The organism is Roseovarius tolerans, assembly GCF_028885395.1.
Classification (GTDB): domain Bacteria; phylum Pseudomonadota; class Alphaproteobacteria; order Rhodobacterales; family Rhodobacteraceae; genus Roseovarius; species Roseovarius tolerans.
Genome location: NZ_CP118494.1, coordinates 1,264,384 through 1,288,346, shown reverse-complemented (window position 1 = coordinate 1,288,346; position 23,963 = coordinate 1,264,384). Strand labels below are relative to the sequence as shown.

Genomic DNA, 23,963 nt, shown 5'->3' with positions numbered 1-23,963 from the left:
CGAGCCAAAACCATGTCAAAGATTTGGTCAAACGCTACCGTATCAGTGTCGCTTCGATTCGGAATTATGAGTTAGTATTTGATACCAAGGTTTTGGTCCCACGGTCAGGATCATTTGTCTCCCATATGCTTTTGGAGGGTATGGGCAATGAGGCTGCCATGGCCAAAGATCGCGCCGTGGCTGCGATGCCGCATGTTTTCTTGCGGGGGGGTCTTTATCAGCCGCCAGCCCAACCATATCGCGATTGATGCAAAGATGACGCTGCCGAGCGCCTGTCCGATCAAAACCCCATGCGCTCCCATCAAGACCCCGCCAGCGACGACAAAGGGCCAAGTGCCCAGGGTGTGTTGCCCCCAATTCAACCAAGTCGAATAAGACGGGCGGCCCAGCGTGTTGAAGGACGCGCTTGCCACAAAGACCGAGCCACTGAAGAACGATGACAGTGCCAGAGGGAAGCAGTAGAGGTAAATCAATTCCCTCGTCAGGTTCTCCGCATTGAAGAGATCAGAAATCGGGCCACGGAAGGCGAACAGTATCATGGTTATAAAGAGCACATAGATCGCAACAAACTTGATGGCATCGAGATACGTGCGTCTAACCCGATCAACATGGCCGGCACCGAAATTCTGTCCGATGATCGGCCCGATGGCCCCTGAAAGTGCCCAGATCACAGAGAAGGCGACCGGTGCCATTCTCCCGATCACGGCCATCCCGGCCACCGCTTCTGGCCCGTATTTCGACATTTCGCGGGTTACGATCGCCGTTCCAATGGGCGTGGCCACACTGGCCAGCACGGCCCGATTGGCAAAATGTGTCACCGTCTGGAGGTCACGCCAGAGCAAGCGCAAGCGTGGACGGACAAACGCATTGTGCTTGCGCAACGCTGGATAAAGGGCAAGGCCGAGCGTCACGAGCCGTGCTGCCACCGTTGCCCAGGCCGCACCCGGCAAGCCCATGCCGAGGGAGAAGATTAGAATTGGGTCAAGCACCGCATTTGTCAAAGCTCCGAAAAGTGCTGGGTACATTGCCAGCCGGTTCTCGCCTTAGCACCGCAATGAGACGACGGTGACCATCGAAAGGCCCGACACCCACGTGAAGGGCAAGACAATCCAAAGATAGGTCGCTGCAAGTTCAGCCACCTGTCCCGTGGCACCGAGAAGGCCCACGAAAAACTCAATATTTGTCAGCAGAACCAGAGGTATGGCGATCCCGACCACCATGACAAGCATCACTGTGCTTGTGGCGTATTCACGGGCCTCCAGCTCATCATCCTCGCCGATTGATCGCGATACCAAAACGCTAGCTGCGACCGACAGGCCAATATTGATTGCACTGGTAAAGAAGAGGAGAGCGCTGGCATAGCCCGCCGCAGCGGCCATTTCCTCATACCCGAGCATCGAAATGAATATCAGGTCAATCAGATCGACCGCATAGATCGCCATCAGGCCGATGCTAGCCGTAAACGATGAAACGGAAACGTGACGCATAATACTGCCGGTCGTGAATTTCGCGTTTTTCCCTCTCGTCATCTCAGGCCTTTCGTAATTGGGCCGGTCATCGACAGCAAAAGCATTTCAGGGCTGCATAAATACCCTATTGCAAAAAACTAGTGTACGAAGGTTACGCAGATGCTGGTAGCCTAAAGTATCATAGGCCGCCAAAGGCTAGCCGCTCGCCACAAACGCTGTCTACTGCAGATAGGGCATACATCTTGCCTAGCTTCAGGTTCGCCTAGCATGATTAACTTGGTTTGAGACGCGCCTGGTTTTTCCGAGTAAGCATGTCTTCAATTGCCCTGTAGACCGACCATTTTGGACATTCTAGGCCGCTGGGTTTCCGTGACCAAAGGCCCCATTATAGAAAATTCGAATGATTTCGCGACTCCGCGGCAAAATCTAATGGTGCTACATTCAACACGCTGGACTCATGGGTGCTTTGATATTGCAGGGAGTTACGCGCGACGCCAATTCACCGGCACGTCCGTCGCTCAGACGTTGCAAGCTTCTGGCGTGTATGCATGACGTACCGCCGAAGCTCCTCTGTAATCAGGCCCTGGGCTTTACTTGGTTCAGACTTTTCTTTTGAATAAGCTTTTCCAAGTAGAACCCCGCGACGATTTTCCTGATCCTTGCGGTCTCTTTCTCCAAGTTCTTCAACTCCGACAACTGCGGGCAGCCCATCCCCCCAAACCACTTCCGCCAGTTGTAGTACGTTGCGTCGCTGATCCCGACACTGCGGCACGCCGAGACCACATCTCCACCTGCCGTCAGCTTATCGGCCCCTTTCTCATCCTTGATGGCTTCTTCGGCACGGAGATACATCTCTCGGCCCTCTTCATCACTTGGAGTTTTACCCCGTTTCTGATCCGGGTTTCACGCGACCTTTAGGTTTATGGAGTTCACATCAACCCCATGTTTCGGGGACCCGCCCGATCCCGCCAGGCGGATGAAGGATGCGAAACGAATTCAGCGGCGGATAAGTTGGCACCTTCAGTCGAAGATAAAGCGATGGGAGACGAGGTATGTGTCATCGCAAGGAACTGGGGTCTTTGGGGGCGGCAGAAATCAGGCGGTCAAATCGCCCATATTCTCCCTTTAACCAAAGAAATTCCTTGCACCGCGATGCCATTCGTCCGCACTAAAATACGGAATAAGTCAGTTTACAGTACCTCGCTAAGTTATTGAAAAATATAGTAGCAATAAGCGTCTGGTTTACATTTTTTTCCAAAAGAATCTGATGTCGCCTACGGATTGCAAATCCGTGTACACCGGTTCGATTCCGGTACTCGCCTCCATTATGCATCACCAACCTGCATCAATCGTCCGAACCCAGCCCATGGCTCACGCGCCACGTCCGGTGCCAAGTGGCGACCGAATGCCACCCTCGCCTTCCATCTATGCCATCCGTTGACACCGACCGAAGGCAAGGACTTTCAAGGACCTGCGGGTTTCCCTGCCTTGAACACGGCGCGAAACTGCGACATCGTGACCGGGCAGTCTTTGCTCTTTGGAAGGGTCGGCTGTCGGCGCGACAAACCAAGGCAGAGAGTATCATGAGCGGATTACTGGCGCTTTTCGACGATGTGGCGGCGATTGCCAAGCTCGCGGCGACGCAGCTCGACGATGTCGCTGCACAGGCCAGCAAGGCCGGGACCAAGGCCGCGGGTGTGGTCATCGACGACGCCGCCGTGACGCCGAAATACGTGACCGGCCTGCCTGCGGCGCGCGAATTGCCCATCGTGTGGAAGATCGCGCGAGCGTCGTTTTTCAACAAGCTGGTGATCCTATTGCCCGCAGCACTGCTGTTGCAGGCATTTCTGCCCTGGATGCTTACGCCGCTTCTGATGATCGGCGGGGCGTATTTGTGTTTCGAGGGGGCCGAGAAGGTCTGGCATCTCATCGTGCCGCACAAGGACAAGGGGCCGCAGCAGGCCAAGACGCTGGATGCGGCGCATCTGGAAGAGCAGCGAGTAAAGGGCGCGATCAAGACCGATTTCATCCTGTCCGCCGAGATCATGACCATTTCCCTGTCACAGATCGACATCGGCAGTTTCTGGATCCAGGCCCTCGCGCTGGCGGCGGTGGCGATCGGGATCACGGCGCTGGTCTATGGCGCTGTGGCGCTGCTGGTGAAAGCCGACGATCTGGGAATTTTCCTGAGCGCGAAAGGCCGACTCGCCGCGACCCGAGCTTTGGGCCGCGGCATCGTCAAATCCATGCCTGCCGTGATGGCGGGGATCGCCACCATCGGCACCGTGGCGATGCTCTGGGTCGGGGGCAGCATCCTCGTGCACGGGCTGCACGATCTGGGCTGGCATCTGCCCTATGAGCAGATCAAGCAGGCCGCCAAGCGGGTGGCAGAGGCGGTCGGTTCTGCCCCGGGCTTCGTGACATGGGTGGTGACGGCGGGACTGGACGGCATCATCGGGCTGGCCAGCGGCCTCGCGTTGATCCCCGTTGTCACGCGCGCCCTGGTTCCTGTCTCGGGGTGGCTGTTTCCGGAGAAGGCCTGATTTGACAGCGCAATGGATTGCGCCTTGCGCGAGACGTCGCGGAGCGCCTTTGGGCCTTCACTGAAGCGTCGCATCGAACGTGATCACGCGACGCTCGCCCTCGCCTGCGACATCCGTCGCGATCTTCGCGTTCAGAATGTCACGACCCGAGAATTCGATCGCGGTCTCGTCCAACTCGGCTTGCTGCGCGCGGATGGTGTAGCCGTTTTCCTCTAGCGCCACGGACCAATCGCCGAACAGAGCCTCCACGTCCTGCGCCGTGCTGAACGAAAACATCCGGATACTAGAGCCAATCGCCCTGTCCATCATGACCTCAGCGTCATCAGGCAACACAAGCACGTCCGGCACCCAACCCTGCGGCATGTCCTCCGCATAGACGATCACGGTCGCAAAGAGCGACAGGACAAGAGCGAGCAGCATTTCCTTGATGTGCCCGCACACGCGGCGCAACGACGGGCGATCATGACGGGCGAGCGGAGAGAATGGGACGCAGATCGCGCCCGATTGGGGAGATAAAATGCACATACCGCCAGAATATCGCCGCCCCGAGGATGTTCAACATCGTTTCGAGACCCGACAAAGACAACGGCGGTTTTTTGCAAGCCGCAGCACAGGTCAGTAGGCGGTGCTGCATTTGGCAGAGGTCCAATCCCCTCAGGGCCGCGTGGTCAGCCTTTGACGATATGTGGCGAGGGCCTCCTGATCTTCCGGAATGGCTCGTCCGAGGGCCTGCGCCAGATCGAAGAACCCCTTGCCCGGCAAGCCGGAATGCCGGTTGACCACCCCCGCTGCCACGAAGGGCCGGTCTGCCGCCGCGTCCTCGCGCATAGTGGCTTCGAGCGCCTGTGTCACCTTGCGCACAGAACCCGGCAGGTAAAGCCCGAGCGCCCGGGCCAAGGCGCTGTATGTTATCGGTCTGGCGTCGGTATCAAGGCTGTTCAAATGCGCGCGCACCCGGTCTGTGAGGGTCGCGGTCCGGGCTTCGGTCCGGGCCTCGCGGCGCGGTGGCGGCACTTCGAAAATGCGGCCATTGTCATGCAGGTCCGCCGCCCAGGACCGGGTCGGCGCAAATACGCTGACGCGCGTGATCGGGCCACTCTGACCGGTGCGGGTCTCGACATGGCGCTCGATATCGCCATTGGCGAGGCCTGCCGAAAGCGTTTCCGGGGTAAGCCCGAGACGCCGTGCCAGAAACTCGGGGTCGATCCGCAGCTCGCCCTCGCTGTGATCCACGACCGAGGCGGGCACCGGGCGTGTCAACTTTGGCGACGGGGCATCATTGGACGTGTAATAGGGGTTCACCCCGGCGTCGTGATCGGTCACGTCGATGATCTCGGCGATTTCCGGCAGCGCCGCCCGCAGCATCGTCTCGATCCCCTCGCGAAGGGTTTGGGACGAGGCCGCACAGCCCTGGCACCCCCCGGCAAAGCGCAGATGGACGCGGGCCTTTTCCACCCGATCCACGCTGACACTGCCGCCATGCGCCGCAATCGCCGGATTGGCCTGCCGGTCGAGCAGGTCCTGCACCTGATCTAGGAGGCGCGCATCGTCATCTCGGGGCGGCTGCGCCGTGCCAAGCGGATGATCGCAGGTATCAAGTACCCTGCGTATCGCCTCCGCGATGCGCGGCTTAAGGTCCGTCCACTCTGCCCCCGCGCCGCGCCGGACATGGATCGATGCCCCGCCGACCTGCACTTGCTCCACCCCGTCGATGGCGAAAAGGGCGCTGGCCAAGGGGGCGCTCTCGGCCTCGGCCGCCGTGAAGCTCGCACTTGATCCGGGCTGAACATCGCTGTCGAGCAGGAACCGCATGGTCATCGGGTCACGGTCAGAGGCCTGCACGCGAACCCGGCGCTTGGGGGGTGTAAGGTCAGACATCTTCGAGATCGCTTGCCTCCATCTCCCGCAGCGCCTTGAAGGTGTAAATCCCCGAACTGTGGCCATCGCTGAACGCCACGCCAATGCCGTAATTGCCGACATTCCAGATCCGCGTGGGTGCCACGTCGAGCGGCACGGTCGCGGGATCAAGCAGTCGCGCGCCCGACATCTCGTCGCGGCAGGCCGCACACTGGCAGGCCAGCCGCATGTCGCGCGGGTTCACCGCCATCTCGGCCCCGTCTTCCCAGGTGATCCGCAGGGTGGCGTCGTCATAGCGCATCGCGACGGGCAGTTCCGGGTTTCCATCCGGGTCGACGGCCCCGGGGGCGGGCTGTCCCGTGCCCTTGGCCACCTGCCAGTCGAACGGCGTCTGAAGCCCACGTCGGCCACCCTCCACCCGGCCTGCCAAGGCCGAGGCAACATCACGATACGCCTGCGCGGCCTTGCCCTGAGGTGCGCTCAGGATCGCGGGCCGCCCGGTATCGCCGCTCTCTACCACCTCCGGGTCCAGCGGCACGCTGCCGAGGAAGGGAACGTCGAGCGCCTGCGCGATCCGCGCACCACCGCCCTGCCGGAAAATATCAGTGACCGTGCCGCAGCACGGGCAGGTAAACCCGCTCATGTTTTCAACCACGCCGATGATCGGCACGCTGACCTGTTCCATCATCCGCAACCCGCGCCGCACGATCCGCAGGCTGACATCCTGCGGCGTGGTCACAACCACCGCACCGTTAAGCGGAAAGGCCTGCGCCAAAGTGAGTTGGATATCACCCGTCCCCGGCGGCAGGTCGAGCAGCAAGAGGTCGATGCCCTCCCAATCGACCTGCGTGATGAACATCTGCAGATACTTGGTCACCATCGGCCCGCGCAGCACGGCGGGCTTGTCATCGCTCGTAAGCATGGCCATCGAGATGACCTTAATGCCATGCCCCTCCGCCGGGATCACTTTCTTGGCGGGCGACATGGCGGGAGGGCCGCTGTCGGAAAGCCCGAGCATGCCGGGAATGGAGGGGCCGTAGAGATCCGCGTCGACGATCCCAACACGCAGCCCGCTTTCGCGCAGGGCGAGCGCAAGGTTGACCGTCACGGTCGATTTGCCGACACCGCCCTTGCCGCTGCTGACCGCGATCATCGCGGGCAGGCCGCTGCGCGGGTCCGCATCCTGCTGCTGCGTCTGGCTCATGGTTTGGATCCTGTAGGTTCGGTGTTCGTGGAAGTTGTCGAGAAATTCGCGCATAGCTGGCCGATCTCGAACGGGGCGAGGTCGCTTGCCACGCAGGCGCAATAAGCGGCCCCGTCACGATCCTCGAAATAGCGGCAGTCGCCACAGGTGCCAAAGCCGCGATCCCCCCGGTGCCGCGCAAGGTTTGAGGCGATATCCGGCAGGGCGCGCGCGAGGGTGGCGTGATCGGCGTCGCTCAGACCGGCCAGTGCCGAGACAAGGTGGCGCAGCGGATCGCGCGCAAGGATCTCGCGGCCCTGCCCCGTCACCTCGAAACGCACGCTGCGTTTGTCGGTGTCCGAGGCATGGCGTTCCAGAAACCCGCCCTGCACCAATGACTTGATCACCTGCGAGGCCGTGCCGCGCGTCGTCGCCTGAAAGCTGGCAAAGGCCGAGGGCGTGCGCGACGCCCGATTGGCGCGCGCGAAAAATCGCAGCGCCGTCCATTGCGCAGCGGTCAGCATATCCTCGCGCCCCTCGGCGCGCGCAGACCGCCCGACATGCACGAGCATTTCGGCCAACTGCTCAAGGTGTTCAATGTGGGGGATACGGGATGACATGATGATTTGATAGCGATTCAAAACCAGTTTGACAAGGGCCGCCTGATCTATATGATTTCGATTCAAAACTAAATCTCACCGTAGACCGAGCCCATGAACAAACCCATCATCCCGAGCGATCCAAAACACCATCGCAACCGGCCAAGGCCGGGCTTTCTAAGTGCCGATGACGAACAGCGCCTCGCCCGGGCATGGCAGGACAACCGCGATGTCGACGCGCGCAACCGGTTGGTGCGCGCCTTTGCACCGCTTGCCATGGCCACGGCCAAACGTCACTCCAGGGACAAGAAACTGGATGACCCAGACCTGATCCAACATGCCCATATCGGCCTCATCAAGGCCGCGAACGGCTTTGATCCGGACAAGGGGTTCCGCTTCTCGACCTATGCAGCCTGGTGGATCAGGGCCGAATTGCAGGAGTATCGCCTGCGCACCTGGTCGATGGTGCAACGCACACGCACGGCAAAATCCCGCAAGGTTTTCTTCAATCTGCATCGCCTCGAGGATGACGTGAATGCGCCTCCAGGCGAGACCCGCGATGAAAAGAATCGCCGCGTCGCCACGGCCCTCGGTCTTGAACCATCCGAGCTCGACGCCTTCAGAACCGAATTCGCCGGGAATGACAGTTCGCTCAACCGGCCCGCCTCGTCAGAGGATGGCGATGACATCATCAATTTGCTGCAAGACCCAGATTGCGACGTCGAACAGCAGGTTTCCGACCGGCTGGACCGCAACAAATTCTGGCAAGAGGCAAAGACCCATTTCGGCAAGCTGCCCGACCGCGAACGCGTGATCGTCGTCTCCACGGTTTTGAAGGATCCGCCGATGACGCTCGAAGAACTCGGCACGGTCTACGGTATATCGCGCGAGCGGGTGCGCCAGTTGCGCGAGCGTGGCCTCGAACGGCTGCGCGGTTCGATGGGCGACAGTCTGGACCATCACCGCCCTGCCCTCGCGCCCCGGTAAGGCAGGGGACTGCGCGTTCGACTTATGCGTTTGCAAACCGACACCGGACAGATTACGCGTCAGGCACATGCGCTGACGCGGGCGCACGATCGCCCCGCCCTGATACGGCCATCTTCGGTCCGCGCAGTCGCCAGACACTGAAAGGGGATTCACATCACCGCCAAGTTCAAAAAATCGCCGGATTTTCCAAGTGCGCGACCCAGAACAGAGACGCCGATGGAAAAGACCAACCGCGCCGTCAAGTTGATCGCCGAAGAGGAAAACACCCAACGGCAGGAAAAAATGGCCCGTCTTCGCAAGGCCCGTCACGAAAGCGAGAAGAGCGCGGCGACACCGGCGGATGAGACACAAAAGAAAACCTGAGTCAGCACGCGGCTTCAACGGCGCGGGGTCAGGCACTGCCACGCGTCGTATTGCGACAGGAACACCTGACCGCCCATTTCGTCGAGAAAATGACTGCGCTTCAGGCGGTCCATCACCGGCCCCTTGACCTCGCTCAGGTGCAGGGTGATGCTCGCCGCCTTGAGTCGTTCATTGATCGCCTCAAGGCTTTCCAGCGCGGAAAAGTCGATCTCGTTCACCGCCGAGCACATCAGCACCACGTGCCGCAATGCGCAATCCTCGGCGATGCGGTCCTGCACCAGATCCTCGAGAAACCGCGCATTGGCGAAATAGAGGCTCTGATCCACCCGCAGCGTCAGCAGCGCGGGATCGGTATCGACGGTGTGCCGCAGAATGTTGCGGAAATGCTGCGTGCCGGGCACCAGCCCCACCTCGGCCACATGCGGGCGTGAGGTTTTGTAAAGATGCAGCGCCAGCGACAGGATCACCCCGGCGGACACGCCCGCCTCCACCCCCATTCCGAGAGTGAGCAGGATAGTGGCCAGAACGGCGGTGAAATCGGCCTTGGAATAACCCCAGGATTTGCGCAGGATCGAGAAATCCACAAGGCTGAGGACGGCCACTATGATCGTCGCTGCCAACACCGCCTTGGGCAGGAAGAAAATGAGCGGCGTCAGCGCCAGTGCAGCGATGGCCAGCCCCACGGCGGTGAACGCCCCGGCTGCGGGCGTCTCGGCGCCCGCGTCGAAATTCACCACCGAACGCGAAAAGCCCCCGGTGACCGGATAGCCACCGGTAAAGGCCGCGCCAAGATTGGCCGCCCCCAGCCCGATCAGTTCCTGATCAGGGTCAATCCGCTGGCGTTTCTTGGCGGCCAACGTCTGCGCCACCGAGACGGATTCAACAAAGCCGATGATCGAGATGAGCACCGCAGGCAAAAGCAGCGTAGACAAGAGATCAGATGAAAGATCGGGCAATGTCAGTGGCGGCAGGCCCTGCGGCACCGTCCCCACGATGGCCACGCCACGCGCATCCAGCCCAAAGAGCCAGACGGCAAGGGTCGAGATCGCAACCGCCGCCACCGGCCCGGTCTTGGCCAGAATATCGGCCATGCGCGGCGCAAGGCCCGCGCGCAACAAGAGCGGCTTGAGCCCTTTGCGCACCCAGAAAAGGAACCCGGTTGCCAGCACCCCGACAATCAGGGTCGGCCAGTTCACTGCACCGAGATGCGCGACAAGCGTGCGCAGCATCTCGATCAGGGTATGTCCGCCCGCAGGCACGCCGAGGATATGCTTGAGCTGACTCGTGGCAATCAGGATGCCTGACGCGGTGATGAACCCTGCGATCACCGGATGGCTGAGGAAATTGGCGACAAAGCCCAGCCTTAGCAGCCCCATGCCCAACAGCATCGCCCCCGACAAAAGCGCGAGCGTCAGTGCCGCTGCAGCGTAGCCCATGCTGCCGGCCTCAGCGACCTGCCCGATGGCCGCTGCCGTCATCAGCGACACCACCGCCACCGGCCCCACCGCCAGTGCGCGGCTGGTGCCGAACAGCGAATAAAGAATGATCGGCACGATCGAGGCATAGATCCCCGCCTGCGCGGGCAGCCCCGCCAAGAGCGCATAGGCCAATGATTGCGGGATCAGCATGATCGTCACGATCACCGCCGCCACCAGATCATTGGTCAGCGTGGCGCGACTATAGCGGCGCCCCCAGTCGAGGGGTGGGAAGTAACGGGCAATGCGGGTCATGCGCGGTGGTCTTTCAGTAAAGAGATATCAGGCGGGGAGAGGGGGCCGCCACCTCATCCCCCGGCGCTGATCTTCTCGGGCCGCGCCAGCCATTCGCGTCCGCGCAGCATCGCCTTCCAATAGATCGGCGGCAGCATCTTTTCCTTGAGCAGCCAGGCCAGACGGCTGGGTTTGGTGCCGTCGATGATAAACTTCGGAAAGCTGGGCTTCATCACCCCGCCATAGCCGAACTCGGCCAGCACGATCTTGCCGCGCTCCACCGTCAGCGGGCACGATCCATAGCCATCATACTGCGCCACCGGTTCGCGACCACGGATGTCGGCGACGATATTCTCGGCCACCACCGGGGCCTGAATCCGCGCTGCCGCCGCCGTCTTGGCATTGGGCGCATTCATCACGTCACCCAATGACCAGATGTTGTCATGGGTCTTGTGGCGCAGCGTCGCCTGATCCACGTCGATCCATCCGGCGGCATCGGCCAAGGGCGAGACCCGGATGAAATCCGGCGCGCATTGCGGCGGGCAGACATGGAGCATGTCGAACTCCATCGTCACGCGTTCGGGGGCGCTGTCGGGCTTTGCCACCTCGAAAGTGGCCTGCTTCGCCGGGCCATCCACCGCCACGAGATTATGAAAGAAATCCAGTCGTGCGCCGTATTTGTCCATGTAGGATTGCAGCGCGGGCACGTAATCCTTGACCCCGAAGAGCACCCCGCCCGCGTTGCAGAACCCGATCTCGATATCCCTCAGACGGCCCGTGCGGTGCCAGTGATCCGCCGAGAGATAGAGTGCCTTTTGCGGCGCACCCGCGCATTTGATCGGCATCGGCGGTTGGGTGAAAAGCGCGCGGCCCTCCTTCAGCTCCTGCACCAGTTCCCATGTGTAAGGGGCCAGATCATAACGATAATTCGAGGTGACGCCATTGCGCCCGAGGGTCTCCTCCAGACCTTCGACCCTTGCCCAATCGAGCTTGAGCCCCGGGCAGATCACGAGGCGGTCGTATTTCACCACCCGACAGCCATCGAGGATCACGGCGTTGTCCTTGGGCTCGAACGCGGCCACGGCGGATTTGATCCAATGCACCCCGCGCGGGATGAGGCTGCCCATGGTCTTCGCGGTCTCGGCAGGCTCGAAGATGCCGCCACCGACCATGGTCCAGCCGGGTTGATAGTAATGGATTTCCGCAGGGTCGATCAGGGCGATCTCCAGCCCCGGCTTGCGCGCCATGAGGCTGGCCGCCACCGCGATGCCGCCCGCGCCGCCGCCGACGATCACCACATCGAATTTCGCATCGCCGGTATCGGTCGGCGTCTTGCCGCCATTGACGATCCGCCGCGCAACCCCGGCCATGTCGTAACCGGCGGCCTTGGTCGCGGCGAGAATTTCGGGGACCAGGCGGGTCTTGGCCTGACTCAGCGACCAGAGTGTGGCCGAGCGCGTACCGGTGCGGCAGTAGGCCAGCACCGGACCGGGCAGTTCCATCAGCGCCTGCCCGAACGCGTCAGCATCACCGTCCTGCACAATGCCCGAGGTGACGGGCAGATAGCGCGCCTCCAGCCCCGCCGCCTTCGTCGCCGCCTCGATCTCGTCGAAGGTCGGCTGATCCGCCCCCTCCCCATCGGGACGGTTGCAGATGATGGCACGATAGCCCGCCTCGCGGATCGCCGCCACATCCCCGGCGCTGATCTGGGGGCTGACCGACAGAGCGTCGGTCACCTTGTTGAATTGCATTGCGTTTCCTCCCGTTCGGGGTCCTGCGCCCTGACCTCAGAGTGCGTTGACCGGCACTTTCAGCATCGGATTGCCGTCGCGGTCCGTCGGCACCTCGCCCGCGCGCATGTTGACCTGAAGCGAGGGCAGGATCAGGCGCGGCATGTCGAGTGTCGCGTCCCGCTCGGTGCGGAACTTGACGAACTGTTCCTTTGTCTTGCCGCCACCAACGTGGATGTTATGCGCCTTTTCTTCGGCCACCGTGGTTTCCCACCGGATGTCCCGGCCATTCGGGCCGTAATCGTGACACATGAAGAGGCGCATGGCGTCGGGCAGCGCCAGCACCTTTTGAATGCTGTCATAGAGCGTCGCCGCATCGCCGCCCGGAAAATCCGCCCGCGCCGATCCGCCATCGGGCATGAAGAGCGTATCGCCCACGAAGGCCGCGTCCCCCATGACATGGGTCATGCAGGCGGGGGTATGGCCGGGGGTGTGCATCGCGAAACAGGTCATGCCACCGACGGTGTAGGTATCGCCATCCTTGAACAGCCAGTCGAACTGGCTGCCGTCGCGCTGAAACTCGGTGCCCTCGTTGAAGATCTTGCCGAACACATCCTGCACGATCAGGATATTCTCTCCGATCCCGATCTTGCCACCAAGTTTGTCCTGAATATAGGGCGCGGCAGAAAGGTGATCGGCATGGACATGGGTCTCGATGATCCATTCGAGGCGCAGCCCGCGCTCCTTCACCGCCGCGATCATCGCGTCGGCATGCGCATAGGTGATACGGCCCGCCGCATAGTCGATGTCCATCACCGAATCGACGATCGCGCAGGCATCCGAACCCGGATCCTTGACGATGTAGCTGATCGTATTCGTGGCCGCGTCGAAGAACGCCTCGACCTCTGGTTGCACGTCTATGTTCACAGGATAATCGGCCATGGTTTGCTCCTCGGTAGACAGGTTGCAGCGTCCCTAGCACGTCCGCGCATAACGGTCGGTGACTCCGTCACAAACATTCTAGAAACAGAATGTGTAAAACGCGCAAGAAACCGCGCGCCACCAGAGGTGCTGATGATTTGCGTCAAGGTCGCGCTGTCGCAGTCGTCTATGCTGCCTTTAGGTGACGGCACCGGGCCCGCGTCGGTGGACCGGGTCGCACGCCCTGTCGGAAAGGAGGCCAATTTGGCCCCGGCTGATGAACATTCCAGGACCACGGACGGCGCGGAGTTGTCTGCGCCGCAGCAGACGCACGGGCAGCTTGTCCCGTCATCGCGACGCGAACGTCCCAAAGCATCGCGCCGCTGGCGGATCTGGGTCCTGCTCGCTGCTCTTGGGCTGGTCTTGACGGCACTGGTCCTGGCCCAGAGTTGGATGAACCGCCCGCCAGTCGTGCCGGTCGAGACTGTCGCGCCTGCACCGATCACCCGTGTCCTTGCCATCAACGGGCGGATCGCGGCGGATAACTCGGTCGAGGTCACACCGACCATGACCGGCACACTCACCGCGCTGCCGGTGGCCGAAGGCGATGCGGTCGAGGCCGGTGATACCCTCGCTCAGGTTGACCCGAACGCGCAGCGCACGCTGTTGCGTCAGGCGCGGGCCCGTCTGGACGCGGCCCGGGATGCGCAGGCCGAGGCGCGCGCCGAATTCGACCGCGCCGCTGCCCTCGACACGACCGTGGCGCGTTCCGTGCGCGATACCTACGCACACAAGCTGGAAGCCGCCACGCAGGAGGTCGCCCGCCTCAGCGCCGCACTCGATCAGGCACGCATCGCGCTGGAAAATCATACCATCCGCGCCCCCGTCTCGGGCCACGTGGTGAGCCTCGATGTCGAACAGGGGCAACTCGTCAGCCCATCCACCCCGCTGATGACCCTTGCCGATCTCGGCACCCTGCTGGTCGAGGCCGATGTGGATGAGGCCTATGCCACCCAGATCGCCACCGACCAGCCCGCCGTGCTGCAACTCGCCGGAGAAACGCAGATCCGCTCCGGGCGCGTCAGCTATGTCTCGCGACGGGTGGACATCGCCACCGGCGGGCTGGCGGTGGAGCTGTCCTTTGACACGCCGGTCGTGGCCCCCGTGGGTCTGACCGTCGCGACCAACATCATCGTCGAAACGCGCGCAGCGGCCCTGACCGTGCCGCGCACTGCGCTGACAGAGGTGGAGGGCGAGACCGGCGTGTTCCTCCTGCGTGAGGGCCGCACCATGTTTCGGCCTGTCTCGGTCGTGGACTGGCCCGCCGCCCGGCTGATCGTGACCGAGGGTCTGGCCGTGGGCGAGCGCCTTGTGACCGAGGCCAGTGGCATCACTGCCGGTCAGGCCGTGACGATGGTGCAGCCCTGATGCTCTATGCACTCAAGATCGCGGCGCGTTACCTGACCGCCAATATGGCGCAGACCGCGCTTCTGGTGGTGGGCGTCGCGGTCGGGGTTTTCATCTTCATCTTCATGTCGGCGTTGATCGGCGGACTTGCGCAATTCATCCTCGCGCGCACGGTGGGCGATATCGCGCATATCACCATCGAGGCCGAGCCCGACGATCCGGCAATCCTGATCGCGCCGCAAGGGCATGTGCTGGTGGTCACGCAGCGCGGTCGTACCCGCACCGCCTCGCTGGCCGAGGCTGCCACCTGGCTGTCGCTGATCGAAGGCGTGCCGGGGGTCAAGGCGGTCTCGCCGCAGATCACCGGGGCGGGGTTTCTCACGCGCGGCGCGCAGGTGGCGCAGGTCAGCGTGACCGGGATCGAGCCGGGTCGCGAGGCCGCGATCCTCGATCTGCCCGGCTACATGCTCGAGGGGCGGGCGCGCTTGGGCTCGGGCCTGATCGTCCTTGGCCGGGAACTGGCCGAGGATCTCGACCTGTCGCTTAATCAACCGCTGCGCCTGCAAAGCTCCGAAGGTGTCACCGCCCTGCTGACCCTCTCGGGCATCTTCGAGACCGGCAACGGCGCGATCGACGGGGCGCGCGCGTTTGTCAGCCTCTCGAGCGCGCGCACCCTCTTTGCCATGCCGCAGGGTGTCAGCCGGATCGAGATCAAGCTCTTCGATCTCAACGCCGCTGGTACCACGGCAGCGCGCATCCGCAGCCTGACCGGGCTGGATGCCGTGCCCTGGACCGACGGTGCCGAACAGCTGATGGAGGCGCTCGCTGCGCAGGCGCAGACCGGCTATTTCCTCAAAACCTTCGCGCTCATCACCATCGTGATCGGCGTTGCCTCGGCGCTTTTGCTCTCGACCTATCGCCGCCGCCCTGAAATCGGCATCATGCGCGCCATGGGTGCGGGGCGCGGCTTTGTGGTCTTCGTCTTCGTGGCGCAGGGCGCGCTCGTTGGGTTGATGGGGGGCGTCATGGGGGCGGCCTCGGGGTATCTCGCGCTACTGCCCTTCCCCCCGCGCGAGGCGTTCGAGCCGGGCACCCTGCCGATGGACATCACCCAAGGCTCCTACGGCCTGGCCATCACTCTAACGGTGATCGGCGCGATCCTCGCCTCAATCCTGCCTGCGCGCTCGGCGGCGCGGGTCGATCCGGTCACGGCGATCGGCCAATGAGCGCGCTCCTGGATGTCCGCGATCTGGTCAAGACGTTTGGTATCGGCGAGGCCGAAACCCGCGTGCTGCGCGGCCTTACGCTGCATCTGGAGCGCGGCGAGATGGCGGCGCTGCTGGGGCCCTCGGGCTCCGGCAAGAGCACGCTTCTGACGATCCTGGGCACCTTGATGAAACCAACATCAGGCCAGTACCGGATGCTCGAGCGGGATCTCATTGCCGCCGACGACCGCGCGCTGACCGAGTTTCGCAATGCCCATATCGGCTTTGTATTTCAGTTCCACAACCTGCTGCCCGATTTCACCGCGCTGGAAAACGTGATCTTCCCCACAGCCGTACGCGAGGGCCGCGAGACACCGCAGGCCCGCACGCGGGGGCGCGCCCTGCTCACCCGCATGGGGCTTGCAGACCGGATCGACTTTCCCGCCACCAAGCTGTCTGGCGGCCAGAAACAACGCGTCGCCGTGGCGCGCGCCCTGATGAACAGCCCCGAACTGGTCCTGGCGGACGAACCGACAGGCAATCTCGATCGCGTCTCGGCGATGCAGGTGATGGACCTCATCGCACAGATTAACCGCGAGGAGGGCACCACATTCCTGATCTCGACCCATGACGAGAAGATCGCCGCGCTGTGCCAGAGGCAGATCGTGGTGGGCGACGGTGTGGTGACGGGCTAGGCTGCGGCGTTCACGAAGGGATATACCACCATGCCGCCGAACAGCGAAGCGGTGACAAGAAGAGCAGCCGTCAGCATTCGGGCCTCCGGGGTTTGCGGGCAAAGCCCATGTAAAGGCTGGTGGTGAGCGGCAGGCGGCCAATGGTCAGATCGCCACGGCGGTTGATCCCGCGCGGTCCAGGCCCGGTGAACGGCCCGGCCACGAGCCCGGCATCGGTGAGCGCGCGGCGCAACTCGCGCTGCTTGATGCCGAGCGCCAGAGCGATTCGCCCGCCCCCCGGCCCGGTTCAACGGGCGATGCGTCGCAGGCCGGGGCGCGCGATAAGGCCCCTTTCCGCCTTCCCATCCGTGGCTTACGGTTTATCTGGCTTCCCGAAGGAGACGCCATGCTTCTGCACCTCGATACCGTCACCAAAAGTTATCCGGACACTGAAACCCCGGTGCTGCACGGGGTCTCACTGGATCTCGACGTCGGCGGGATGCTGGCGCTCACCGGCGAGTCGGGTTCGGGCAAGAGCACGCTTTTGCACCTGATCGGTGGGCTCGACACCGCCGATAGCGGGCGGCTCGAGATCGACGGCACCGATCTCACCCCGCTTGACGATGCGGGGCGCGCGGGATTGCGGCGTGGCACCGTCGGGGTGATCTTTCAGCAGTTCAACCTGATCCCGTCACTCAGCGTGGCGGGCAACATCGCGTTTCAGGCCCGGCTGGCTGGGCGGCACGACCCGGCACGCGATGCCGAATTGGCGACACACCTCGGGCTGCAGGAGCATCTCCACAAATATCCCGAACAGCTGTCGGGCGGGCAACAACAGCGCGTGGCCATCGCCCGCACCCTTGCCGCCGGGCCGAAGCTTGTGCTGGCTGACGAGCCGACCGGCAATCTCGACGAGACAAGTTCCGATGCGGTCATGAGCCTCCTGCAGGAACTGGTCGAGGAAACCAGCGCGGGCCTCATCCTCGTCACCCATTCCGAACGGCTCGCCGCGCGCCTGCCCCGGCGGTTGCATCTGCGCGCCGGGCGGCTGACATGAGCCGCGTCATTCTCTCGGCGCTGCTGTCGCATTGGCGGCGCAACCCGTTGCAGCTGATCACCTTGCTGGCCGGGCTGGCGCTCGCCACCGCGCTCTGGTCGGGCGTGCAGGCGATCAACGCCGAGGCGCGCGCCAGCTATGACGCAGCGGCGGCCACCTTGGGCGACGGGCAGTATGCGCAAATCACCGCGCGGGACGGTGGCGCGATCCCGCAAGAGACGTATGTCGCCCTGCGCCGTGCCGGTTGGACCGTCTCGCCGGTGATCGAAGGGCGCATCGATGGCGTGCGCCTTATCGGGCTGGAGCCGCTGACCACCCCCGGCGGGCTGGGGCCGGTGCGGGCGGGCGGCGAGGCTGATCTCGGTGCGTTCCTCTCGGGCAGCGGTCAGGTCTTCGCCCGTTCCGACACGCTCGCCCGCCTGCCGGATCTGGCAGCTAAGCCGGTGACCGCCCCCGATGTCGCCCCCAATACCGCGCTGACCGATATCGGCGTGGCGCAGCGCCTCCTGGATCGCGAGGGGCAGATCGACCGACTGATCGTCCTGCCGGACCAGCCTCTCACACAGCGCCCGCTGTCGGACATTGCCCCCGATCTCATCCGCAGCGCCCCACAGGAGGGCGGCGACGTGGCGCGGCTGACCGACAGCTTTCATCTCAACCTCACCGCCTTCGGCCTGTTGTCCTTCGCCGTTGGCCTCTTCATCGTGCAGGGCGCGATCGGTCTTGCGTTCGAGCAACGCCGTCCGATGGTGCGGACCCTGCGCGCCCTCGGCGTGCCGCTGCGACGGCTGATCCTCCTCATGGCGGTGGAACTGGCGCTGCTGGCACTGCTTGCGGGCGGGATCGGCGTGGCGCTCGGTTATCTCATCGCGGCGGCCCTCCTGCCAGATGTGGCCGCCACGCTGCGCGGCCTCTATGGCGCGGATGTAGCGGGGCAACTCAGCCTGCGCCCCGTCTGGTGGCTCTCGGGTTTGGGCATCGCCTTGGGCGGCACGGCGCTGGCCGCAAGCGGTGCGCTCTGGTCATTGGCTCGCATGCCACTTCTGAGCGGGGCACAGCCGCGGGCGCTGATGATGGCGCGCTCGGGCACCGGGCAGGCCACGGTCGCCGTATTGCTCCTTTTGGTCTCCGGCGCTCTGGCGCTCTGGGGTGATGGTCTGCTTGCGGGCTTTGCCATGCTCGGCGCGCTGTTGATCGGCGGGGCGCTTGCGTTGCCGCCGCTGTTGGGGCTGGTGCTGAGATGGGCCGAGACACCCGCGCGCAGCGCCACCGCAGAGTGGTTCTGGGCCGACACGCGACAACAGGTGCCTGGGCTGTCGCTGGCACTGATGGCGTTCTTGCTGGCGATGGCGGCGAATGTCGGCGTCTCCACCATGGTCTCGTCATTCCGGCTGACCTTCACCGGCTTTCTCGATCAACGCCTTGCCTCGGAGCTTTACGTCAGGGCTGCGGATGCCGCGCAGGCCGAGGTGATCCGTGAGGTGGCGCGCGATCACGCCGATGCATTGCTGCCGCTTTTGTCGACCGAGCGGCAGGTCGCCGGGATGCCCGCCAAGGTCTATGCCGCGCGCGATCATGCGACCTATCGCGACAATTGGCAGTTCCTGGACGCCGTTTCCAACCCTTGGGACAGGCTCGCGCGCGGCGAGGGCGTGCTGATCAATGAACAGATGTTCCGCCGCTCCGATCTGAGCCTTGGCGATGAGGTGACCATCGCGCCGGGCACTCGCATGGCCGTGCTGGGTATTTATGGAGATTACGGCAATCCCATCGGGCAGGTCATAGTGACCGAGCCGCTCTTTCGCGATCTCTACCCCGAGGTGGTCGCCCTGCGCTTTGGCCTGCGCAGCGACCCCGGCCAGGTCGCAGCCCTGCGCGAGGCCCTGAAGGAGGCCGGTGTTCCGCAGGCCGCCATCACCGATCAGGCCGCACTCAAGCGCATGTCGCTCGCGGTGTTCGAGCGCACCTTCACCGTCACCACCGCGCTCAACGTGCTCACGTTGGCGGTGGCGGGCTTCGCCATCCTGATGAGCCTGCTGACGCTCGCCGCAATGCGCCTGCCGCAACTGGCCCCGGTCTGGTCGCTCGGCCTCACCCGGCGCAGCCTCGCGCGGCTCGACCTTTTGCGCGCGGTGGTGCTCGCGGCGCTCACCGCCGCGCTTGCTTTGCCTTTGGGCCTCGCCCTCGCATGGGCGCTTCTGGCGGTGGTCAATGTAGAGGCGTTTGGCTGGCGGCTGCCGATGTATCTCTTTCCGCTCGATTACTTGCGGCTGACCGGGCTGGCGCTGCTGGCGGCGGCGTTGGCGGCAAGCTGGCCCGCATGGCGGCTGTCGCGCACCCCGCCCGCGCAGCTGCTCGGAGTGTTCCGCAATGAACGTTAAGACGCTTTTTCTGCTGCTTTTTCTGCCCGCACAGGCCATGGCGCAGGGTTTTGCCGGGCTGGGCACCACCGCCGACGGCTTTGCCACGCCGCAGCCGGACCGCGCGCTGGAGTTTCCCGCCGATCACGGCCCACACCCCGCCTATCGCATCGAATGGTGGTATCTGACCGCCAACATGACCGGCCCTGACGGCACTCCCTACGGGCTGCAATGGACGCTCTTTCGCTCCGCCCTCGCCCCGAGGGATGGCGAGGGTTGGGAGACCCCGCAGCTTTGGATGGGCCATGCCGCCGTGACCACGCCCGAGGCGCATCACGTGGCCGAACGGCTTGCGCGCGGCGGGATCGGTCAGGCGGGAGTGGAGCCCGCACCATTCCACGCTTGGATCGACGATTGGGCCATGCAGGGCCCCGATTTCGATACGCTCACCCTTACCGCGTCGGGCCCGGATTTTGCCTATGATGTCGATCTCGCAGCTACCGGCCCGCTGGTCCTGCATGGGCAAGACGGCTATTCGGTGAAATCGGCGGCGGGACAAGCCAGCTATTACTATTCGCAGCCCTTCTACGATCTCACTGGCACGCTGACACTGCCCGAGGGCAATGTCGCGGTCACAGGGCAGGCGTGGCTCGACCGGGAATGGTCTTCGCAACCGCTGGCCGAGGATCAGGACGGCTGGGACTGGTTCTCGCTCTCGTTTGACAACGGTGACAAGTTGATGGGCTTCGTGCTGCGCGGCGCCAGCGATTTCACCGCCGGCACCTGGATCACCGCCCAAGGCGCGGTGACCGCCTTGCCCGATGGGGCGTTTTCCGCAACGCCGCTCTCATGGCACGAGGTGGCCGGGCGCGATGTGCCGGTCGAATGGCAGGTGCGCCTGCCCGAACAGGGCCTGGACGCTACGGTGACGGCGATCAATCCCGATGCCTGGATGACCACCTCGGTGCCCTATTGGGAAGGGCCAGTGACCATCAGCGGCAGCCACACCGGCACCGGCTATCTCGAAATGACCGGCTACGATGAGTGATCCGGTCACGCCGCGCGATCTGCGGCGTGACCGGCTGACCCTTAGCCGCCAGGTGTGAGCTTGTGGATCGAGCCTTCTTCCATGGCGGTATAGAGACTGCCATCCGGCCCGAGAACCAGCGCGCGGAAGCGGCCCGATTGCATCGGCAGGGTCATTTCGGTAACATCGAAAACCGATATCTCCTCGTCGAGTTCGATCACGTCGATACGCTGGCCGATCGGCGTGCCGCCAAAGCCGATGCCCATCAGGCTGACCGCCAGGGCGCCGTCCCAGTCGCCCCATTGCTCACCCTCCAGGAACGCCGCCGCAGAGGTGCCCTGCGACCAGCCATTGTTGGTCCAGATCGGCGGCATTGCGTCGGGATAGGTCTCGAAATCGGTCATCGGCATGAAAGAGGCGCGCTCGTAGCGGTTCATCCCCTCCGACTGGTTGGGCATGTAGCCGCAATACCCGTCCGGGCAGTCGCCGCGCCCAGCCATGTTGTCGCGCGGATCCCAGCCGCCATTCCCGCCATTCTGCAAGACGGTGATCTCGTCCGAATGCCAGGGCCCGTGTTCAGCCACAATCGATGTCCCGGTGCCGGGGTGAAAGGCGATGCCCTGCACATTGCGATGGCCATAGGTATAGGTCCGATTGTCAAAACCTTCAGGCGGCGTGTTGTCTTTATGGGCATTGCCGTCGGTATCGAGCCGCAGCACCTTGGAGCCCATCATCGTCGGGCTTTGCGGGATCTCCGGATTGTGGTTGTCGCCCGTGGTCAGCCACAGCGCCCCGTCGGGGCCAAAGCGCACGCGCCCGCCATTATGCGCACCGGGGCCGCCGAACGGGTGATCGCTGGCCTCCACCTTGTAGGGCACGTCATCGACAATGTCGGTGCGCTCGGACACGGCGGAGAAATCTTCGCCCACCACGAGGCGCATCAGGCGGTTGGTGCGCGGATCGGATTTCTCGGAGGTCGAATAGACATAGATCCGGCGGTTGTCGGAGAAACCGGGGTCGATGGCGACGCCCATCATGCCCGCTTGCCCTTCGCAGACAAGATCCTCGGCGGTCGAGGCATAGTCCTCGCTGCCGGACATGCCGAGAAGCGCATTCACGGTGCCGTCGGGCATCCGGACCGAGAGCCCATTGCATTTCTCCGTGAAGAACATCGTGCCATCCTCGAGAAATGTCATATCCCACGGGCTGTCGAGCCCGTCGAGCACGATCTCGTGTTGCAGGCTCGTGGTGTTCATGCCGGATTGCGCAAGCGCGGGGCTTGCGCCGATCACGGTGGCGATGGCCCCTGCGGTCAAGCTGGCCAAGGCGCGTTGGGTTGGTCGAATCATCATGGTTTCCTCTCTTCAACGGCCGTCGCTTGCGGCCGTTTTCCTGGTTCGCGGCTCGCAGCATAACCCGGAATGCGTGTGTCGCAACACCCGACTGGTCATAAAAGGGGAAACCACCACATCCCCGCCCATGCTCAAAGGCGTGCCTCCCCCGGCCTCGCGCTTATACCCCTTTGTTGGTGCTGACAGCGGTTTTCAGCGCCATTGCCACAGTCCGGTGAGGCCCCGCGCGCGGGCTCGACGCGACGGTCCGGGCGATCAATCCCGATGCCTGGATGACCTCCTCGGTGCCCTATCGGGAACGGCCGTTGACCATCAGCGGCAGCCATTCCGGCGCCGGTTGTCTGGAGATGACCGGCTATGACGAGTGATGCACACACGTGTCTGTGACACGGCACCGGGCCATTCCCCCTACAGCCCCGCGCCGATTTCGGCTATGACGGCACATGCCGCAATGCAGCAAGAAAGGGCGCCCCATGCCGAAGAACCAAAAGCCGATCAACCTCGCCCTTCAGGGCGGCGGCGCGCACGGGGCCTTCACCTGGGGTGTGCTCGACTATCTGCTGGAGGATGGACGCCTGCGCATCGCGGGCGTCTCGGGCACCTCGGCGGGAGCGATGAACGCCGTGGCACTGGCCGACGGCTATACCCGCGCAGGCCCCGAAGGCGCACGCGCGGCGCTTGATCACTTCTGGCGCGCCATGAGCACGAGTGCGCAACATACCCCCCTCCGACGCACGCCGATGGACCGGCTGACCGGCAACTGGGGGCTGGAGAACAACCCGTTCTACCACTTCATGAACGCGCTGACGGGCGTCGCGTCGCCCTACCAACTCAACCCGATGAACATCAATCCGCTGCGCGACCTGGTCGAGGAGAGCATCGACTTCGAGATGGTACGCAAATGCACGGCGTTCGAGCTGTTCGTTTCGGCCACCAATGTCGAGACCGGGCGCGTCAAGGTTTTCCCACGCGAGGACCTGACGGCGGATATGGTCATGGCCTCGGCCTGCCTGCCACACCTCTACCGCGCGGTCGAGATCGACGGCGTGCCCTATTGGGACGGCGGCTATATGGGCAACCCGGCGCTGTTTCCGCTCTACGGAAAGACCGGCACCGACGACATTGTCGTCGTCCAGATCAACCCCGTCGAGCGGAAAGGCGTGCCGCGCTCGGCGCAGGAGATCGAGAATCGGCTGAACGAGATCAGCTTCAACGCCAGCCTGCTCAAGGAACTGCGCGCCATCGACTTCGTCGACCGGCTTATCGCGCAGGGCAAGCTCTCAACCGATCACTATCGCCCCGTCAAGGTCCACCTGATCGAGAACGAGGACGCGCTCAAGCCGATGGGGGCATCGTCCAAGATGAACGTGGAATGGGCCTTCCTCACCCGCCTGCGCGACATCGGACGCGAGACGGCGGCGACATGGCTCGACACCTTCCATGATCGCATCGGCGTCGACAGCACCGTCGATCTGCGCGCCATGTTCCAGGGGATCGGGGCCGAGCATCAGGGCTGACGC

At 63.6% G+C, this 23,963-nt stretch carries 23 protein-coding genes; 11 read left to right on the top strand and 12 right to left on the bottom strand.

The window, feature by feature from the left end:
- Window positions 1–110: 110 nt before the first annotated feature.
- The 3 genes from PVU19_RS06340 to PVU19_RS06330 all read right to left on the bottom strand — a co-directional run bounded on the left by PVU19_RS06340 (window position 111) and on the right by PVU19_RS06330 (window position 2,321).
- Window positions 111–1,025 carry an MATE family efflux transporter gene (locus PVU19_RS06340; protein WP_235575649.1) on the bottom strand — a complete coding sequence of 305 codons (915 nt, stop codon included), beginning with the start codon at window positions 1,023–1,025 and terminating at the stop codon, window positions 111–113.
- A gap of 18 nt (window positions 1,026–1,043) precedes the next feature.
- A complete protein-coding gene (locus PVU19_RS06335; protein ID WP_235575648.1) occupies window positions 1,044–1,529 on the bottom strand; it encodes an MATE family efflux transporter in 486 nt (161 codons plus the stop codon).
- A gap of 516 nt (window positions 1,530–2,045) precedes the next feature.
- A complete protein-coding gene (locus tag PVU19_RS06330) occupies window positions 2,046–2,321 on the bottom strand; it encodes a transposase (RefSeq protein ID WP_050661141.1) in 276 nt (91 codons plus the stop codon).
- Window positions 2,322–3,052: 731 nt separating this feature from the next.
- On the opposite strand from PVU19_RS06330, the gene PVU19_RS06325 reads away from it, so the two are divergent.
- Window positions 3,053–4,012, top strand: a complete 960-nt coding sequence (locus PVU19_RS06325) for a DUF808 domain-containing protein (RefSeq protein WP_050661140.1) — start codon at window positions 3,053–3,055, stop codon at window positions 4,010–4,012.
- 57 nt (window positions 4,013–4,069) lie between these two features.
- Here the strand turns inward: PVU19_RS06325 and PVU19_RS06320 are convergent, their stop codons facing one another.
- The 4 genes from PVU19_RS06320 to PVU19_RS06305 all read right to left on the bottom strand — a co-directional run bounded on the left by PVU19_RS06320 (window position 4,070) and on the right by PVU19_RS06305 (window position 7,672).
- Entirely contained in the window at window positions 4,070–4,432 is a 363-nt protein-coding gene (locus PVU19_RS06320; protein WP_152911565.1) for a hypothetical protein, read from the bottom strand.
- A gap of 234 nt (window positions 4,433–4,666) precedes the next feature.
- Window positions 4,667–5,890: a NifU family protein gene (locus tag PVU19_RS06315; RefSeq protein ID WP_050661138.1), complete on the bottom strand. Its 1,224-nt coding sequence runs from the start codon at window positions 5,888–5,890 to the stop codon at window positions 4,667–4,669.
- Complete coding sequence (locus PVU19_RS06310; protein WP_050661137.1) at window positions 5,883–7,073, bottom strand: P-loop NTPase; 1,191 nt, start codon at window positions 7,071–7,073, stop codon at window positions 5,883–5,885. The genes PVU19_RS06315 and PVU19_RS06310 overlap by 8 nt, the downstream gene beginning before the upstream one ends.
- Window positions 7,070–7,672 carry a MarR family winged helix-turn-helix transcriptional regulator gene (locus PVU19_RS06305; RefSeq protein WP_050661166.1) on the bottom strand — a complete coding sequence of 201 codons (603 nt, stop codon included), beginning with the start codon at window positions 7,670–7,672 and terminating at the stop codon, window positions 7,070–7,072. Before PVU19_RS06305 ends, PVU19_RS06310 begins: the two co-directional genes overlap by 4 nt.
- 93 nt (window positions 7,673–7,765) lie before the next feature.
- Between PVU19_RS06305 and PVU19_RS06300 the strand changes: the two genes are divergently transcribed.
- Window positions 7,766–8,638: a sigma-70 family RNA polymerase sigma factor gene (locus PVU19_RS06300; protein WP_050661136.1), complete on the top strand. Its 873-nt coding sequence runs from the start codon at window positions 7,766–7,768 to the stop codon at window positions 8,636–8,638.
- 216 nt (window positions 8,639–8,854) lie between these two features.
- The gene (locus PVU19_RS06295) at window positions 8,855–9,001 is read left to right on the top strand and encodes a hypothetical protein (RefSeq protein ID WP_160316336.1); all 147 of its coding nucleotides are present in this window, start codon (window positions 8,855–8,857) and stop codon (window positions 8,999–9,001) included.
- A 14-nt stretch (window positions 9,002–9,015) separates the two neighbouring features.
- Here the strand turns inward: PVU19_RS06295 and PVU19_RS06290 are convergent, their stop codons facing one another.
- Genes PVU19_RS06290 through PVU19_RS06280 form a run of 3 tightly spaced genes read right to left on the bottom strand, consistent with a single transcriptional unit; the run spans window position 9,016 to window position 13,382 of the window.
- A complete protein-coding gene (locus tag PVU19_RS06290) occupies window positions 9,016–10,731 on the bottom strand; it encodes a SulP family inorganic anion transporter (RefSeq protein WP_050661135.1) in 1,716 nt (571 codons plus the stop codon).
- Window positions 10,732–10,784: 53 nt separating this feature from the next.
- A complete protein-coding gene (locus PVU19_RS06285; protein WP_050661134.1) occupies window positions 10,785–12,461 on the bottom strand; it encodes a bifunctional protein tyrosine phosphatase family protein/NAD(P)/FAD-dependent oxidoreductase in 1,677 nt (558 codons plus the stop codon).
- A gap of 36 nt (window positions 12,462–12,497) precedes the next feature.
- Window positions 12,498–13,382: an MBL fold metallo-hydrolase gene (locus tag PVU19_RS06280; RefSeq protein ID WP_050661133.1), complete on the bottom strand. Its 885-nt coding sequence runs from the start codon at window positions 13,380–13,382 to the stop codon at window positions 12,498–12,500.
- A 432-nt stretch (window positions 13,383–13,814) separates the two neighbouring features.
- Between PVU19_RS06280 and PVU19_RS06275 the strand changes: the two genes are divergently transcribed.
- The 3 genes from PVU19_RS06275 to PVU19_RS06265 are packed head-to-tail and all read left to right on the top strand — an operon-like array spanning window position 13,815 to window position 16,668.
- Window positions 13,815–14,789 carry an efflux RND transporter periplasmic adaptor subunit gene (locus PVU19_RS06275; protein WP_050661165.1) on the top strand — a complete coding sequence of 325 codons (975 nt, stop codon included), beginning with the start codon at window positions 13,815–13,817 and terminating at the stop codon, window positions 14,787–14,789.
- Window positions 14,789–15,994: an ABC transporter permease gene (locus tag PVU19_RS06270; protein WP_050661132.1), complete on the top strand. Its 1,206-nt coding sequence runs from the start codon at window positions 14,789–14,791 to the stop codon at window positions 15,992–15,994. Before PVU19_RS06275 ends, PVU19_RS06270 begins: the two co-directional genes overlap by 1 nt.
- Entirely contained in the window at window positions 15,991–16,668 is a 678-nt protein-coding gene (locus PVU19_RS06265) for an ABC transporter ATP-binding protein (protein WP_050661131.1), read from the top strand. Before PVU19_RS06270 ends, PVU19_RS06265 begins: the two co-directional genes overlap by 4 nt.
- Before the next feature lie 70 nt (window positions 16,669–16,738).
- Here PVU19_RS06265 and PVU19_RS06260 read toward each other — a convergent pair whose 3' ends face one another.
- The gene (locus tag PVU19_RS06260) at window positions 16,739–16,900 is read right to left on the bottom strand and encodes a hypothetical protein (protein ID WP_160316335.1); all 162 of its coding nucleotides are present in this window, start codon (window positions 16,898–16,900) and stop codon (window positions 16,739–16,741) included.
- Window positions 16,901–17,053: 153 nt separating this feature from the next.
- Here PVU19_RS06260 and PVU19_RS06255 point away from each other — a divergent pair, with 153 nt between their 5' ends.
- The 3 genes from PVU19_RS06255 to PVU19_RS06245 are packed head-to-tail and all read left to right on the top strand — an operon-like array spanning window position 17,054 to window position 21,112.
- Window positions 17,054–17,704 (top strand): ABC transporter ATP-binding protein, encoded by a 651-nt coding sequence (locus PVU19_RS06255; RefSeq protein ID WP_050661130.1) that lies wholly within the window; start codon window positions 17,054–17,056, stop codon window positions 17,702–17,704.
- Entirely contained in the window at window positions 17,701–20,085 is a 2,385-nt protein-coding gene (locus PVU19_RS06250; protein WP_050661129.1) for an FtsX-like permease family protein, read from the top strand. The genes PVU19_RS06255 and PVU19_RS06250 overlap by 4 nt, the downstream gene beginning before the upstream one ends.
- Window positions 20,075–21,112 carry a lipocalin-like domain-containing protein gene (locus PVU19_RS06245; protein ID WP_050661128.1) on the top strand — a complete coding sequence of 346 codons (1,038 nt, stop codon included), beginning with the start codon at window positions 20,075–20,077 and terminating at the stop codon, window positions 21,110–21,112. The genes PVU19_RS06250 and PVU19_RS06245 overlap by 11 nt, the downstream gene beginning before the upstream one ends.
- A 41-nt stretch (window positions 21,113–21,153) precedes the next feature.
- Here PVU19_RS06245 and PVU19_RS06240 read toward each other — a convergent pair whose 3' ends face one another.
- Window positions 21,154–22,440, bottom strand: a complete 1,287-nt coding sequence (locus tag PVU19_RS06240; RefSeq protein ID WP_050661164.1) for a PQQ-dependent sugar dehydrogenase — start codon at window positions 22,438–22,440, stop codon at window positions 21,154–21,156.
- A gap of 275 nt (window positions 22,441–22,715) precedes the next feature.
- Here PVU19_RS06240 and PVU19_RS06235 point away from each other — a divergent pair, with 275 nt between their 5' ends.
- Together PVU19_RS06235 and PVU19_RS06230 are read left to right on the top strand one after the other, a co-directional pair.
- The gene (locus tag PVU19_RS06235) at window positions 22,716–22,811 is read left to right on the top strand and encodes a hypothetical protein (RefSeq protein WP_420833257.1); all 96 of its coding nucleotides are present in this window, start codon (window positions 22,716–22,718) and stop codon (window positions 22,809–22,811) included.
- 105 nt (window positions 22,812–22,916) lie between these two features.
- Window positions 22,917–23,960 carry a patatin-like phospholipase family protein gene (locus tag PVU19_RS06230; protein WP_050661163.1) on the top strand — a complete coding sequence of 348 codons (1,044 nt, stop codon included), beginning with the start codon at window positions 22,917–22,919 and terminating at the stop codon, window positions 23,958–23,960.
- The last annotated feature ends 3 nt before the right edge of the window (window positions 23,961–23,963 follow it).